This is a genomic window from Pseudomonas sp. NDM (assembly GCF_003105095.1).
Lineage (GTDB): Bacteria > Pseudomonadota > Gammaproteobacteria > Pseudomonadales > Pseudomonadaceae > Aquipseudomonas > Aquipseudomonas moraviensis_A.
Window position 1 is genome coordinate 16,313 of sequence record NZ_QETJ01000053.1, and the last position, 14,369, is coordinate 30,681.

The window sequence follows — 14,369 nt, forward strand, 5'->3', positions numbered from 1 at the left end:
TATGGTTAGCCACCAGAGCTGGATAAACCCGGAATAACTTCAATCATTTAAAAGCTGAGCTTGATAATGGATCTGTTTCAGTCAATGGGCGTTTACGTCAAAGTGGTCGAAACGGGGAGCATGACGGCAGCCGCCGCAAAGTGCGAAATGTCGACGACAATGGTGGGCAATCATCTGCGCGCGCTGGAGCAACGCCTCGGTGTGCAACTGTTGCAACGCACCACGCGGCGTCAGCGCCTGACCGAATTCGGCAGCGTCTATTATCAACGCTGCCTGGAAGTGCTGGGCCTGGTGGCGGACTCCGAACGCCTTGCCGAACAAGCATCGGATGAGCCGCGCGGCTTGCTGCGCATCACCGCGCCGCTGACCTTCGGCGTCGAACGACTGACCCCGGCCCTCAGCGAATATTCGTTGCTGTATCCGCAAGTGAAACTCGACGTGGTGCTGACCAACAGCCGCCCGGATCTGCTGGAAAACGGCCTCGATGTTGCGTTCCGCCTGGGCAATTTCGACCAGTCCAACCTGATCGCCCGCCCCCTGATCGACTACACCCTGACGGTCTGCGCCTCCCCCGAATACATCGCGCGACGCGGCATGCCGCACAAGCCACAGGATTTGCAGCAGCACGATTGCCTGTCCTTCGCCTACCCGGCCGGGGATGATTGGCAATCGGTGGAAAAACGCTGGCGTCTGAGCGGCCCGGAAGGCGAAGTCCTCATCGACGTCAGCGGGCCGATGCTGATCAACAGCTCCGCCGGACTGCATCAGGCGGCGCGCAACGGCATGGGCATCATGATGCTGCCCGATGCCTTGGTGGAGCAGGACTTGCGCGACGGCAAACTGGTCAGGGTGATGGCCGACTACCAACCACCGAGCCGACCGATGCATCTGCTGTATGCGCAGGATCGCTATCGACTGCCGAAGCTGAGACGGTTCGTCGAGTTTGCGATGCGTACGTGGGGGAAACCTGACGTCGGCCGGCCGTAATCATTCACGATGGACAATTACAAAGGACTGGTACCAACCATGAACGACGCCCTGACCGTGCGCAACTTGCATCCCGGCGAAACAGAGTCGGCGAGGCTGTTTCTCGACCAGCATGGCTGGGGCCATCGCACCGGTGATGCCGACTCTTTTGCTCGTCTGATTCACCATTCGCAGCGCACGGCTGTCGCGCTCGCAGGCGAGCAGATTGTGGGATTCGCTCGAGCGATTACCGATGAGGTCTCCAACGGCTATCTGTCGATGGTGGTGGTCGATGACCAGCATCGGCGCAAGGGAATTGGCCGGGCACTGGTAGAGCATGTGATGGGCGATGACCCCGCTATCACCTGGCTGCTACGCGCAGGACGCGAAGGCGCTGAAGCTTTTTTTGCCAGCCTGGGCTTCGAGAAGTCCGTGATTGCCATGGAACGTCCGCGCCGCAAATAGCGCGCAGTGGAAAAATCCCGACCGGCAGACCGTTGCTCCGTGACAACGCCGCCCCACTCCCCTAAATTAGGCGGCCTGAAAAAGACCTCGTGCTTTCTCGCCTCAACTCAAGTTAAAAAGTAGTGAAATTTCAATGTCCGATTTCAACACCGCTGAATCCGTAGTCACCCAGTCGTCCAAAGCGGAATACGAAAACTCCATCAATCTTTCACAACACCTGCCTCAAGCCAAAATCATCAGCGAGATGGTCCTGGACGCGTTCCAGTCGACCCGCGAAAGCGACCAGATCCGCGAATTGCGTGCGGCGATCCGTCAGGCGCATGACAGCTTTGATGACGACAAGGCGTACGAGCTGATGGGCGAACTCAAGCGCCTGAAAGACGCCGAGGCAGCGGACATCGCTGCACTGGAAGACTTGAGCAGCAAGTTCTCGATCGGGCGCATTCTGTCCAGCTTCAAGGACGATCCGGCATTCCAGGAAATCGTTTATGGCCTGGCCCTGAAAGTGCTGAATCAGACTCACCAGGCGATCAGCAACCCGAGCGGCGGCAAGAGCAAGGCTGCAAAAAAGAAAGAAGTGGAAATCTTCACCATCAGCAAGGACGGCGCCAGCGTAACTCTGCCAATGCGCACGCCGCGTTCGCGTCTGAACGTTGACCGTGCGGCGCTGGAGTTCCTCGGCTTTACCTTCGTGGGTGAAGGCGATGAAGCCGAGCTGGAGAGCGAAACCTTCGTCGATAACGCCGGCACCGAACAGGCTGTGAACCGCAAGAACATCATCACCGCGCTGCAGCAGCAGACCGCGTTTGACGGGTATAGCATCGCGGCGCAGTAATCTGCCAAGCGCTTGCGAAAAAGCCTCGTGCTGAGCAATCAGACGGGGCTTTTTTTCGGCTTGAGATCGGTGGTGTAGCTAACATCGTCGCCCCTCACCCCAGCCCTCTCCCGAGGGAGAGGGAGCCGATTTGTGGGCTGTTCGGAATTCGCATTCGACGCGATATTCCGTTTCGACGCGTCTCGCCCAATCACCTCGGTCAGTCCCCTCTCCCCCCGGGAGAGGGTTAGGGTGAGGGGAGCAGGCGCCGAAGATTTCAAGCCGAAGGATGCAACGCCGCAATCATGTCCACTTCAATCGCCGCATTCTTCGGCAACTGATACACGCCGATGGTCGTGCGGGTATGCCGCCCGGCATCGCCCAGCACATGGCTGAACACATCCGAAGCGCCGTTGGCCACTTCGCTCAGGTCGACAAAATCAGCGGTCGACTTCACATACACCGTGACCCGCAACAACGCGCGAATCTTGTCCAGCGAACCGACCGCATCGACGATCAGCGCCAGGCAACGCATCGCGCTGATGCTCGCGGCGGCTTGCGCATCCTTGAGGTTCAATTCCAGCCCCACGCGACCGGGATACAGAATCTTGCCATTGACCCGCGGCACCATGCCGCTGATGTAGAGCTCGTCGTGATGACGGATCAGCGGCGCGTAATTGCCACCAGCGGTGTTCTCGCCATAGATGTCGTAGTTGAGTTCTTCAGCCAGGGCGATAAAGCGCTCATCGCAGGTCATCCGTTCGGTCATTGCGCCCAGCCTTTTGATCAATGCACGGGTTAGGACAGTCGAGCACCGAAGGATGGCTTGGAGCTACTACTGTCGGAGTTGGATCCGAATCTAGGTCTTTTACCGAATGGCCGCAACCGCAAACTGTGGGAGCGAGCCTGCTCGCGAATGGCAGCACCCCGAACGAGCATATTTCAGCCAACAAAAAACCCCGCACATCTCTCAACGTGCGGGGTTTTCCTGAAGCTTGCAAACCTTACGGCGCGTACGTCAGCAGCAGCTCTGTCGGCACCTTGAAGTCCAGGGACATCATGACGCTCAACGCAGTGATGGTGAAGATCGAGAACACGAACAGCTTGCGTGCCCAGACGGTGTCATCGACTGCCTTGTAGCCGGTCCAGGCCATGTACAGCCAGTACATGCCCATGGCGGCGGCGACGGCGAGGTAGCTCATGCCGGCGTAGCCGCTGAAGGTCAGCATCAAGGTCGCCACGAGGAACGCCAGGATGTAGAGCAGGATGTGCTTCTTCGCCACCTGGATTCCGCGTTTCACTGGCAGCACCGGAATCGATGCGGCCAGGTAATCGTTGAAACGGAAAATCGCGATAGCGTAGGAATGCGGCATCTGCCACAGGCTGAACATCACCAGCAGGGTCAGTGCGGCCATGTCGAAGCTGTTGGTCACGGCCACGTAACCGATCACTGGCGGCATGGCGCCCGACAGGCTGCCCACCAGCGTGCCGTGAACCGACTTGCGCTTGAGGTACAGGCTGTAGAAGCCGACGTAGATGATGAAGCCGATTACTGCGAACAGGGCAGCCAACGGGTTGGCCACCTTGTACAACAGGGCAACGCCGAGAACACCCAGAATGGTCGCGTAAACCAGGGCCAGTTTCAGGGAGATGAGGCCCTGGACCAGCACACGGTTCTTGGTGCGTTCCATCTTCAGGTCGATGTCGCGGTCGATGCAGTTGTTGAACACGCAACCGGAGGCCACGACCAGGGAAGTACCGATCATGGCGGCCAGGAACACCGCCAGATCGACATGCCCTTTCGAGGCCAGGAAGAACCCGCCTGCCACAGAAAGCACGTTACCGAAAATGATCCCCGGTTTGGTGATTTGGATAAAGTGCTTGAGCGACATCGGGTCTACCTCACTTCGCCATCATGTACGTGTGGATGCTGAACATGATCCACAGCGACAGGCCAACCAGCAGCACGATCACAATCGCCGTGAAGACGAACGCGATCACGTTGTTACGCTGTGCAATGGAGCGGTCCAGGTGCAGGAAGTAATACAGGTGAACGATCACCTGGATCACTGCGAACAGCAGAACGATTGCCAGCGTCGTCGACTTCGGCAGGGTCGGGTACATCACCAGACCGAACGGAATAACGGTCAGGATTACCGACAGGATGAAGCCGATGGCGTACGACTTGACGCTGCCGTGGCCAGCATCGTGGCTGTCATGGGAGTGTGCATTAGCCATTACAGAGTCCCCATCAGGTAAACAACGGTGAAGACGCAGATCCAGACCACGTCCAGGAAGTGCCAGAACAGGCTCAGGCAGCTCAGACGGGTCTTGTTGGTCGACGTCAGGCCATGCTTGTTGACCTGATACATCATGATGCCCATCCAGATCAGACCGGCCGAAACGTGCAGACCGTGGGTACCGACCAGGGTGAAGAACGCCGACAGGAAGCCCGAACGGCTAGGACCGAAGCCCTCGGAGATCAGCAGGTGGAACTCGTTGATCTCCATGGCGATGAAGCCCGCGCCGAGCAGGAAGGTCATGAACAACCAGCCCAGGACCGCCTGCTTCTTGCCCTTGTACAACGCCAGCATGGCGAAGCCGTAGGTGATCGAACTGAACAACAGCAGAGCGGTTTCGCCCAGCACGTATGGCAGTTCGAAGATGTCGTGGCCCGACGGGCCACCGGCAACGTTGTTTACCAGTACTGCGTACACCGCGAAGATCGACGCAAACAGAATGCAGTCGGTCATCAGGTAGAGCCAGAAACCGTATACGGTCATCTCGCCCGAGTCGTGGTGATGGTCATCGTGCCCATGGTCACCATGGGCGTGTCCAACATTGGTCACTAAGTTCGACATGGTTTAAGCCTGTTCCAACGAGGTTTCAACACGGGTGGCATTGGCCGGGATTTTCCCTGCCGCGACCAGACGCTTGTGCTGCTCGGCTTCGATACGCTCGATCGTTTCAACCGGAACCATATAGCCCTGGTCGTCACGTGCAGCGTGGATCACGAAGTAAACGACGGTGCCTACCAGGCTCGCGATCGCCAGCCACCAGATGTGCCAGATCATCGCGAAACCGAAGACGGTCAACAGCGCGCCCATCACCACGCCAGTGGCGGTGTTGTTCGGCATGTGGATCGGCTCGTACTTGGCCGGACGCTGATACGCAGTACCGTTTTCCTTGGCCTCGGTGAACGGGTCGATGCAGTCAGCCTTAGGCAGCACAGCGAAGTTGTAGAACGGTGGTGGCGACGAGGTCGACCATTCCAGCGTGTGCGCATTCCACGGGTCACCGTGATCGCAAACGTTCTCTGGCTTGTTGCGGTCACGCACACTGACGTACAGCTGGATCAGTTGGCAGGCGATACCGGCAGCAATCATCACCGCACCGAACATGGCAACGTACAGGTACGGTACCCACTCAGGGTTGGTGGTGGCGTTCAGACGACGGGTCATGCCCATGAAGCCCAGTGCATAGAGCGGCATGAACGCGACGAAGAAGCCCGAGATCCAGAACCAGAACGCTGCTTTGCCCCAGCCTTCGTGCAGCTTGAAGCCGAACGCTTTCGGGAAGTAGAACGCGAAGCCAGCGATGTAGCCGAATACCGCACCGCCGATGATCACGTTGTGGAAGTGCGCGATCACGAACAGGCTGTTGTGCAGCACGAAGTCAGCACCCGGAATGGCCAGCAGTACGCCGGTCATGCCGCCGATGGCGAAGGTCACCATGAAGCCCAGGGTCCACATTACCTGGCTGGTGAAGCGCAGACGGCCCTGGTAGATGGTGAACAGCCAGTTGAACAGCTTCACACCCGTCGGGATGGAAATCAGCATCGTCGCCAGACCGAAGAAGGCGTTGACGCTTGCACCCGAACCCATGGTGAAGAAGTGGTGCAGCCAGACCATGAAGCCCAGTACCGAGATCGCGCCCGAGGCGTAGATCATCGAGTGGTGGCCGAACAGTTTCTTGCCGGTGAAGGCCGAGATCACTTCCGAGAAGATGCCGAAAGCCGGCAGGATCAGGATGTAAACCTCAGGGTGGCCCCACGCCCAGAACAGGTTGACGTACATCATCGGATTGCCACCAAGTTCATTGGTGAAAATGTGGAAATCCATGTAACGGTCAAGGGTCAGCAGTGCCAGGGTCGCGGTCAGGATCGGGAACGAAGCCACGATCAGAACGTTTGCCCAGGTGCAGGTCCAGGTGAAGATCGGCATGTCCATCAGTTTCATGCCAGGGGTACGCATTTTCAGTACGGTCGCGAGGAAGTTGACCCCGGTTAACGTCGTACCCAATCCGGATAGCTGTAGCGCCCAGATGTAGTAATCCATACCTACGCCAGGACTGTATTGCAGACCCGACAGCGGCGGATACGCAACCCAACCGGTCTTGGCGAATTCACCGATACCCAGCGACAGGTTGATCAGCACAACGCCGGATACCAGCAGCCAGAAGCTCAGGGAGTTCAGGAACGGGAAGGCAACGTCACGCGCACCGATCTGCAGCGGCACTGCAAGGTTCATCAGGCCGGTGAAGAATGGCATCGCCATGAAGATGATCATGATCACACCGTGAGCGGTGAAGATCTGGTCATAGTGTTCAGGTGGCAGGTAGCCAGGCGAACCCTCGGTGGCCATGGCCAGCTGGGTACGCATCATGATCGCGTCGGCAAAGCCGCGCAGCAGCATGACCATGGCGACGATGATGTACATCACGCCGATTTTCTTGTGGTCGACCGAAGTCAGCCACTCAGTCCACAGGTACGTCCACTTCTTGAAGTAAGTGATCGCAGCGAACAGTGCCAGACCACCGAGGGCGATCATGGCGATGGTCACCATCACGATCGGCTCGTGGAATGGGACTGCTTCCCAACTTAATTTACCAAACATCGTTTACTCCTCTGCCCCGGCAGCTGAATGCGAACCCGCGTCAATATCCGTGGCCGCCACTTCTTTCTCTTTCTTCTCGTGCTTCAGCGGCTTGCCCGGCTTCATACCTTCGTACTTGTCGACGATGATCTGGAACTGGTTCGGCGTGACCGACGAGTAGAGCTCGACTGGGTTGTTCTGGCTCGGTTTGGCCAGGGCTGCGTATTCAGCCTGATCAAGCTGTTTAGGCGACTTCTTGACTTCACTTACCCAGGCGTCGAAATCTTCCTGAGTGGTGGAGATGGCCTTGAATTTCATACCGGTGAAACCGGCGCCGCTGTAGTTGGCGGAGATACCGTCCATTTCAGCGTTGCGGTCGGCGATCAGGTGCAGCTTGGTCTGCATGCCCGCCATCGCGTAGATCTGGCCGCCCAGGCCCGGGATGAAGAACGAGTTCATCACGGCGTCGGAGGTGATCTTGAAGTTGATCGGCGTGTGCGCCGGGAACACGATCTTGTTGACCGTGGCGATGCCTTGTTCCGGATAGATGAACAGCCACTTCCAGTCCAGCGCGACGACTTCGATGGTCACCGGCTTGACGTCAGACTCGATCGGACGATACGGGTCCAGCTCGTGAGTCGAGATGTAAGTGATGTAACCCAGGGCGATGATGATCAGCACCGGGATGGTCCATACGGCCACTTCGATCTTGGTCGAGTGCGACCACTTCGGCGTGTAGACGGCGTTCTTGTTCGAAGCGCGGTACTTCCAGGCAAACAGGAAGGTCATGACGATGACCGGCACGACGACCAACAGCATCAGCAGCGTGGCGGTGATGATCAGGTTGCGCTGTTCCAGGCCGACCTGGCCCGTTGGATTGAGCAAGGTCATGTTGCAGCCTCCCAGCAGCAACGTGCCGAGCAGCGGCACTAGGCCTAGTAATCTGGGGTACCTGTTTTTACTCATCTCACGACCTCTAAAGCAGCTTGCGCAATGCAGTTGGGTTTTGATCGCCAACACTTCACCCTGCCAAGGGTTGGCATTTTCTTTGGATTGAATAAGGGCCGCCCGTCGCGCGTCTCACGCTCGACAAAACCTTGGGACAGCGTTCAGTTCTTATTCGAATTCGTGGTCAAAGGCCTTGTTACAGACCAATTCCATTTGGTGCGGAAAATTGGAAAGGCACCGACACCTGGGTGTCTCGAAAGCCTCGCGGCTCGCTCGACACCCGACCTCCTGATCAGTTCCTTGATAAAGGCTGAACAGCGCCGGGAATTCAGTGCGGGCGATTGTAGATAGGTAGCGCCCTATACACCATGTCTTATCCCGAAATAATTTTTATCACTCAGAGCAACAATCCATCGCCATTTTTGCAAAAGTTGCGGGTGTTATTGAAAGCTCTTCTCAACAAACCCGGCAAAATGTGCACATGTAACCGCCTCAAATCAGACAGCTCTGCGAGCCGCCTGCGAGCGCCTGACCGGCGCAAAGCCCGATATTCCAAGGCCTTCGCCTACATGCCGGGGCCTGTTAAAACTGCCTGATCCGGCACCTCCGCCCTGAAGCCCGAAATCGTCGAAACTGGCCAATGTTTTTATGTAACAGGCGGCCAATCCGCCGCATCCCGAGCCCCTGCGACAGCCTGTGTGTGACAACATGTCGCACACTTGCCGCATGCTTCATTGCCGTTCGTCACGGTGTTTTCACAAACGCTCTGAAATGCAAAACGCCTCGATTTTCAGCAGCGAAAATCGGGGCGTTTTGTTTATCGGCACTCCCGCGCAAAAGTTGACTCAGCGCAGCGCTTTTCGATTACGCGAGGTCAGCAGCGGCACCAGAATCACCACCAGCACGAACGCCACCAGCGCCCACTGCGCCAGCGACAGACCGAGGATCGGCGGATACGGCGTCGAGCAGAAACCGTCGACCTGGAAGCCCAGCGGGAAGATCTTCGCCAGCGGCAGATCATCGACAATCGGCTGCAGCACATCGACGCCACAACTGACCGCCGGATAGAACTGCGTATAGACGTGATGCCCGGCCACAGCGGCCCCGGCAAGCGCACAGATCACCACCAGCGTCTCGAACACGGTGATGCTGCGACGGCTGCGCATGCCCGCGCCGATGAAGGCGAACAGTGCGATCAGCAGCAATGCATAGCGCTGCAGAATGCACAGCGGGCACGGTGCCTCACCCAAGACGATCTGCATGTACAGCGCACCGCCGATCAACGCCAGGCAGATGATCCCCAGCAGCACCAGATAGCGCCGCTCACGTCCCAACCGCATCGTTTCCTCGCTCATTGCCTTTCCCTTGTAAGTCCATGGTCCAGCCGGCCGGCGGCTGAAATTGTCGCAAGTCTACACCGGGGCAATAAACGATAAAGCGGTTAAGGAATGATTAACCAACAAAGCTTTGTGGCGCGCAGAAGATTCGCGAGCAGGCTCGCTCCCACAATGGATCTGCGTCGGACACAAACTCTGTGAACAATGCAAAACCTGTAGGAGTGAGCCTGCTCGCGATGCAGACGACTCGGTCGTTGACGGCTATTCCAAAGCAGAAGCCGGCCCGAAGAACTCGTAACGGCTCTGTTTCTCCGGCACGCCCAACGCTTTCAGATGCCGCTTGATCGCGCCCATGAACCCTTTCGGCCCGAGGAAGTACGCATCGACATCACGCTGCGCCGGCAACCATTCGCCGAGCAGCTCTTCACTGAGCATGCCGACCTTGTCCGCCGCCGGGCTCACGCCGTCTTCTTCGGCGTAGCAATAGAAGCGCTTGAGCTGTGGATGACGTTCAGCCAGCCCATCGACCCAGTCACGGAACGCGTGGACGCTGCCGTTTCGCGCGCAGTGGATAAAATGCACCGGACGCTCGGTCTCCAACGCCGCTTCCAGCATCGCCAGCGTCGGGGTAATGCCGACACCGCCGCTGATCAGCACCAGCGGTTTGTCGCTGGCCGCCAGGGTGAATTCGCCGGATGGCGGGAACAGTTGAATGCTTGAGCCGACCTGCAGTTGATCATGCAGATAATTCGACGCGCGGCCACCCGGTTCACGCTTGACGCTGATGCGATACTGGCCGTGATTGGCCAGTGCCGACAGCGAATAGTTGCGGCGGATTTCTTCGCCATCGAGGTGCAGCTTCATGCCGATGTACTGACCCGGTTCAGCCGCAAGAATCGGCCCTTTGTCCACCGGCTCGAAGTAGAACGAGGTGATTTCGGCGCTCTCTTGCACTTTCGCCGCGACGATGAACTCCCGCGCACCGCGCCAGCCGCCGACTGCGTGTTCTTTTTGGTCGTAGATCGCGGTTTCCGCACCAATCAGGATGTCGGCCAGTTGCCCGTACGCCGCGCCCCAGGCGCTCATCACTTCGGGCGTAGCGATCTCTTCACCGAGCACTTCGGAAATGGCCCGCAGCAGGCAGGTGCCGACGATCGGGTAGTGCTCGGGCAGAATCTGCAGGGCCACGTGCTTGTTGATGATCTTCGCCACCAGATCGCCCAACTGGTCGAGCTGATCGATGTGCCGGGCATACATCAGCACGCCATTGGCCAAGGCACGCGGCTGATCGCCACTGGCCTGGTGCGCCTGGTTGAACAGCGGGCGTACTTGCGGGTATTCGGAAAGCATCATGCGATAAAAGTGCGTGATCAACGCCTCGCCGCCGCTTTCCAGCAGAGGCACGGTGGATTTGACGATGGCACGATCCTGGACGCTAAGCATAAGGTGACTCCTGCGCTTTCTTGAAAGATTGCTCTGGAGGTATCAGCTTTCGTGCCAACTTATTAATTGTTTAAATTCAATTAGTTGAAACCTACATAGTCATTTCGACACAAATGCACGTATAGTCATCACGACTACACCTTGTCTCTTTGACTACATCACCATGACCGCCAAATCCTTGCTTACCGCCCTGCTGCCTCTGGTCGCCGACCTGTCCCGCGAATTGCCCGAAGGTGAGCGCTACCGGCGTTTGCTCGAAGCCATGCGCGCCTTGTTGCCCTGCGATGCCGCCGCGTTACTGCGTCTGGACGGTGAGTCCTTGGTGCCGCTGGCGGTGGACGGCTTGAGTACCGACACCCTCGGCCGCCGCTTCAAAGTCAGCGAACACCCACGGTTTGAAATTCTGCTGGCCGGCGCCGGTCCGACGCGCTTCGCCGCCGACAGCGAACTGCCCGATCCCTATGACGGATTGGTCGATGGCCTTGACGATCACCTCGAAGTCCACGACTGCCTCGGCTGTCCTTTATTTGTCGATGAGAAACTCTGGGGCCTGATCACCCTTGATGCGCTCGACCCCGAGCGTTTCGAGCCGATCGAACTCGATGCCCTGCAAGCCTTCGCCAGCCTCGCCTCGGCCACGGTCAACGCTGCCGAGCGCATCGAGCGTCTGGCCACCCGCGCCGAAGATGAACATCAGCGCGCCGAGGTCTACCGCCAGGCCAGCGGCCAGCAGCAACGCGAAATGATCGGCCAGAGCAAAGCGCACAAACGTCTGGTGGAAGAGATCAATCTGGTCGGCGGCAGCGACCTGACTGTTCTTATCACCGGCGAAACCGGCGTCGGCAAGGAGCTGGTCGCCCAAGCCATCCACGCCGCTTCCGCCCGCGCCGACAAACCGATCATCAGCCTCAACTGCGCCGCCCTGCCTGACACACTGGTGGAAAGCGAACTGTTCGGCCACGTGCGCGGTGCTTTCACCGGCGCTACCAGCGACCGCCGCGGCAAATTCGAACTGGCCAATGGCGGCACGCTGTTTCTCGATGAAGTCGGCGAGCTGTCGCTGTCGGTCCAGGCCAAATTGCTGCGCGTATTGCAGAGCGGACAGTTGCAACGCCTGGGCTCGGACAAGGAGCATCAGGTTGATGTGCGCTTGATTGCCGCGACCAATCGCGATCTGGCCGAAGAAGTACGCAGCGGTCGCTATCGGGCCGACTTCTATCACCGCTTGAGTGTCTACCCGCTGCGGGTGCCGGCGCTGCGCGATCGCGGCCGCGATGTGTTGCTGCTCAGCGGCTTTTTTCTCGAGCAGAACCGCTCGCGCATGGGCCTTAACAGCCTGCGCTTGACCGGCGATGCGCAAGAGGCGCTGCTGGCGTACACATGGCCGGGGAATGTGCGCGAGCTGGAGCATATGATCGGGCGCAGTGCACTGAAGGCGCTGGGTAATTGCAAGGTGCGGCCGAAAATCCTGAGTCTGAGTGCGGCGGATCTGGATTTGCCGCGTGAGGTTGTGGATAACGTGGTTGTGCCTGTTACCGCAGGCTTGGCCAATGAGATGCCAATGATCGGCGGGGATTTGCGCAGTGCCACTGATGAGTTTCAGCGGCGCCTGATCAGTGCAGCGCTGGAACGTCATCAGGATAATTGGGCGAGTGCGGCGCGAGAGTTGGGGGTGGATCGGGCGAATCTGGGGCGGATGGGCAAGCGCTTGGGCATGAAAAGCTGAAGATTATCGCCAAGTGCCAAAAGCCCCCTCACCCCAGCCCTCTCCCAGAGGGAGAGGGAGCCGATTCGGGAATATTGGAGAACTCCGTCGACCTGAGTGTGATTTACCGAATCCGTAACCTGACCGGCTCCAGTGTGCTAATTGATTCAAACTCTTCGAGTCCATAATCGATTCGATCTTTCAGGTCGATGTATGACGCAGGACACCTCGGTCGGCTCCCTCTCCCTCCGGGAGAGGGCTGGGGTGAGGGGCTTTTGATCTGTGACGACAAACCTAAAGCCCACTCCATTCAAGCCGATAACCCGGCATCAAAGGTTTCTGGCGATTTGCACTCTCGCCCATCCACAGAAGGTTCTTATGTCCTCCACCAAAGCCCGCGCAGATTCACTTTCGCTTCTGCTGTTTACCTTGCGCAGCGGCAAGCTGATGGCGATCAACCTGCTGAAAGTCAGTGAAATCATTCCCTGCCCGCCGCTGACCAAGCTGCCGGAGTCGCACCCGCACGTCAAAGGCATCGCCTCCCTGCGTGGTGCCTCGCTGTCGGTGATCGACCTCAGCCGCGCGATCGGCGAGCGGCCGCTGGAAGATCCCAACGGCGGCTGCCTGATCGTCACCGATGTCAGCCGTTCCAAGCAGGGTCTGCACGTGCAGGCGGTGAGCAAGATCGTCCATTGCCTGACCACCGACATCAGGCCGCCACCGTTCGGCTCCGGCGGTTCGCGTGCCTACATCACCGGCGTGACCTCGGTGGACGGTACGCTGGTGCAGGTGCTGGATATCGAAAAAGTCATCCACAGCATCGCCCCGGCGCAGATCGAAATGGCGCCGACCGACCTGACCATGGAAGACGCCGAAGTCCTCGGCAACGCGCGGATTCTGGTGGTCGATGACAGCCAGGTGGCGCTGCAACAATCGGTGCACACCCTGCGCAACCTCGGCCTGCAATGCCACACCGCGCGCAGTGCCAAGGAAGCCATCGACTGCCTGCTCGATCTGCAGGGCACCGCGCAGCAGATCAACCTGATCGTCTCCGACATCGAAATGTCCGAGATGGACGGCTATGCCTTCACCCGCACGCTGCGCGAAACCCCGGATTTCGCGCACTTGTACGTGCTGCTGCACACCTCGCTCGACAGCGCGATGAACAGCGAAAAGGCCCGACTGGCGGGAGCGAATGCAGTGCTGACCAAGTTCTCCTCGCCGGAACTGACCCAACGTCTGATCGAAGCGGCCAAGCACGTCGCGGCCAACGGGCACTGAGTCTTGGCCGAAGCGTTTTGTTTTCTGCTACGCCGCGACTTGAGTGAAGCGGTGCCGAATATGCAGTGGCCGTTTGGGATTGAGTTGTCCGTCTACCGCAAGGAGCGGGCGCCAGCGCTGCATCAGTTGATGCAACTCGGACATCTGCAGGGTGGCGGTCGAGTACCGCCGCTGGACGAATGGCAGCAGCGGTTTGTCAGCGATCCCGAATACGATCCCTCATTGTGCTTCGTTGCCTGCGATGCCGAGGGTGTGGTTGGCGTGGCGCAGTGCTGGACCAGTGCGTATATCAAGAATCTGGTGGTACACCCGCGAATGCAGGGCCGGGGACTTGGGCGAGCGTTGTTGCTGCATGCTTTCAGCGTCTATCAACAGCGGCGTGAAGGGTTTGTCGATTTGAGGGTTCTGGAGGACAACCTGCGGGCGCGCCGGTTGTATGAAAGTGTCGGGATGTATGTAGTCCGGCGGGAGCTGGTCGTCGAATGATCCACCGCCATCGCGAGCAGGCTCACTCCTACATTTGAAATGCATTCCAA

At 58.6% G+C, this 14,369-nt stretch carries 14 protein-coding genes; 6 read left to right on the top strand and 8 right to left on the bottom strand.

Features of this window, described 5'->3' with window-relative positions; all coding sequences use genetic code 11:
- Window positions 1-66: 66 nt before the first annotated feature.
- The 3 genes from DCO47_RS13410 to DCO47_RS13420 all read left to right on the top strand — a co-directional run bounded on the left by DCO47_RS13410 (window position 67) and on the right by DCO47_RS13420 (window position 2,266).
- Window positions 67-987: a LysR family transcriptional regulator gene (locus DCO47_RS13410; RefSeq protein ID WP_116658254.1), complete on the top strand. Its 921-nt coding sequence runs from the start codon at window positions 67-69 to the stop codon at window positions 985-987.
- 39 nt (window positions 988-1,026) lie between these two features.
- On the top strand, window positions 1,027-1,431 hold the full coding sequence (locus DCO47_RS13415; protein ID WP_064364316.1) for a GNAT family N-acetyltransferase: 405 nt from the start codon (window positions 1,027-1,029) through the stop codon (window positions 1,429-1,431).
- A 133-nt stretch (window positions 1,432-1,564) separates the two neighbouring features.
- The gene (locus DCO47_RS13420) at window positions 1,565-2,266 is read left to right on the top strand and encodes a hypothetical protein (RefSeq protein ID WP_064364315.1); all 702 of its coding nucleotides are present in this window, start codon (window positions 1,565-1,567) and stop codon (window positions 2,264-2,266) included.
- Between the two features lie 256 nt (window positions 2,267-2,522).
- On the opposite strand, the gene DCO47_RS13425 is transcribed toward DCO47_RS13420, so the two are convergent.
- The 8 genes from DCO47_RS13425 to hmpA all read right to left on the bottom strand — a co-directional run bounded on the left by DCO47_RS13425 (window position 2,523) and on the right by hmpA (window position 10,847).
- Window positions 2,523-3,014, bottom strand: a complete 492-nt coding sequence (locus DCO47_RS13425) for a RidA family protein (protein WP_016773306.1) — start codon at window positions 3,012-3,014, stop codon at window positions 2,523-2,525.
- Between the two features lie 235 nt (window positions 3,015-3,249).
- Window positions 3,250-4,137: a heme o synthase gene (gene cyoE / locus DCO47_RS13430; RefSeq protein ID WP_016773305.1), complete on the bottom strand. Its 888-nt coding sequence runs from the start codon at window positions 4,135-4,137 to the stop codon at window positions 3,250-3,252.
- Window positions 4,138-4,147: 10 nt separating this feature from the next.
- Window positions 4,148-4,483 (bottom strand): cytochrome o ubiquinol oxidase subunit IV, encoded by a 336-nt coding sequence (gene cyoD, locus DCO47_RS13435; RefSeq protein WP_011335842.1) that lies wholly within the window; start codon window positions 4,481-4,483, stop codon window positions 4,148-4,150.
- Window positions 4,483-5,106 (bottom strand): cytochrome o ubiquinol oxidase subunit III, encoded by a 624-nt coding sequence (gene cyoC, locus DCO47_RS13440; protein WP_016773303.1) that lies wholly within the window; start codon window positions 5,104-5,106, stop codon window positions 4,483-4,485. Before cyoC ends, cyoD begins: the two co-directional genes overlap by 1 nt.
- A 3-nt stretch (window positions 5,107-5,109) precedes the next feature.
- Window positions 5,110-7,140 (bottom strand): cytochrome o ubiquinol oxidase subunit I, encoded by a 2,031-nt coding sequence (gene cyoB, locus DCO47_RS13445; protein WP_039761405.1) that lies wholly within the window; start codon window positions 7,138-7,140, stop codon window positions 5,110-5,112.
- A gap of 3 nt (window positions 7,141-7,143) precedes the next feature.
- Entirely contained in the window at window positions 7,144-8,085 is a 942-nt protein-coding gene (gene cyoA / locus DCO47_RS13450) for a ubiquinol oxidase subunit II (protein ID WP_024014231.1), read from the bottom strand.
- Between the two features lie 827 nt (window positions 8,086-8,912).
- Entirely contained in the window at window positions 8,913-9,422 is a 510-nt protein-coding gene (locus tag DCO47_RS13460) for a disulfide bond formation protein B (RefSeq protein WP_042608357.1), read from the bottom strand.
- 243 nt (window positions 9,423-9,665) lie between these two features.
- Complete coding sequence (hmpA, locus tag DCO47_RS13465) at window positions 9,666-10,847, bottom strand: NO-inducible flavohemoprotein (protein ID WP_065616629.1); 1,182 nt, start codon at window positions 10,845-10,847, stop codon at window positions 9,666-9,668.
- A 163-nt stretch (window positions 10,848-11,010) separates the two neighbouring features.
- Between hmpA and norR the strand changes: the two genes are divergently transcribed.
- From norR to DCO47_RS13480, 3 genes are all read left to right on the top strand, one after another.
- A complete protein-coding gene (norR, locus tag DCO47_RS13470) occupies window positions 11,011-12,573 on the top strand; it encodes a nitric oxide reductase transcriptional regulator NorR (RefSeq protein WP_116658255.1) in 1,563 nt (520 codons plus the stop codon).
- 357 nt (window positions 12,574-12,930) lie between these two features.
- Window positions 12,931-13,833 carry a chemotaxis protein CheV gene (locus tag DCO47_RS13475; RefSeq protein ID WP_042608360.1) on the top strand — a complete coding sequence of 301 codons (903 nt, stop codon included), beginning with the start codon at window positions 12,931-12,933 and terminating at the stop codon, window positions 13,831-13,833.
- Between the two features lie 3 nt (window positions 13,834-13,836).
- A complete protein-coding gene (locus tag DCO47_RS13480) occupies window positions 13,837-14,319 on the top strand; it encodes a GNAT family N-acetyltransferase (RefSeq protein ID WP_116658256.1) in 483 nt (160 codons plus the stop codon).
- The last annotated feature ends 50 nt before the right edge of the window (window positions 14,320-14,369 follow it).

What these genes read in the sequence shown, in the direction of transcription:
- DCO47_RS13475 (WP_042608360.1), top strand. Translation starts at nt 12,931, where the DNA reads ATGTCCTCCACCAAAGCCCGCGCAGATTCACTTTCGCTTCTGCTGTTT.
- DCO47_RS13420 (WP_064364315.1), top strand. Translation starts at nt 1,565, where the DNA reads ATGTCCGATTTCAACACCGCTGAATCCGTAGTCACCCAGTCGTCCAAA.
- cyoD (WP_011335842.1), bottom strand. Translation starts at nt 4,483, where the DNA reads ATGGCTAATGCACACTCCCATGACAGCCACGATGCTGGCCACGGCAGC.
- DCO47_RS13410 (WP_116658254.1), top strand. Translation starts at nt 67, where the DNA reads ATGGATCTGTTTCAGTCAATGGGCGTTTACGTCAAAGTGGTCGAAACG.
- norR (WP_116658255.1), top strand. Translation starts at nt 11,011, where the DNA reads ATGACCGCCAAATCCTTGCTTACCGCCCTGCTGCCTCTGGTCGCCGAC.
- DCO47_RS13415 (WP_064364316.1), top strand. Translation starts at nt 1,027, where the DNA reads ATGAACGACGCCCTGACCGTGCGCAACTTGCATCCCGGCGAAACAGAG.
- DCO47_RS13425 (WP_016773306.1), bottom strand. Translation starts at nt 3,014, where the DNA reads ATGACCGAACGGATGACCTGCGATGAGCGCTTTATCGCCCTGGCTGAA.
- DCO47_RS13460 (WP_042608357.1), bottom strand. Translation starts at nt 9,422, where the DNA reads ATGAGCGAGGAAACGATGCGGTTGGGACGTGAGCGGCGCTATCTGGTG.
- cyoE (WP_016773305.1), bottom strand. Translation starts at nt 4,137, where the DNA reads ATGTCGCTCAAGCACTTTATCCAAATCACCAAACCGGGGATCATTTTC.
- hmpA (WP_065616629.1), bottom strand. Translation starts at nt 10,847, where the DNA reads ATGCTTAGCGTCCAGGATCGTGCCATCGTCAAATCCACCGTGCCTCTG.
- cyoB (WP_039761405.1), bottom strand. Translation starts at nt 7,140, where the DNA reads ATGTTTGGTAAATTAAGTTGGGAAGCAGTCCCATTCCACGAGCCGATC.
- cyoC (WP_016773303.1), bottom strand. Translation starts at nt 5,106, where the DNA reads ATGTCGAACTTAGTGACCAATGTTGGACACGCCCATGGTGACCATGGG.
- cyoA (WP_024014231.1), bottom strand. Translation starts at nt 8,085, where the DNA reads ATGAGTAAAAACAGGTACCCCAGATTACTAGGCCTAGTGCCGCTGCTC.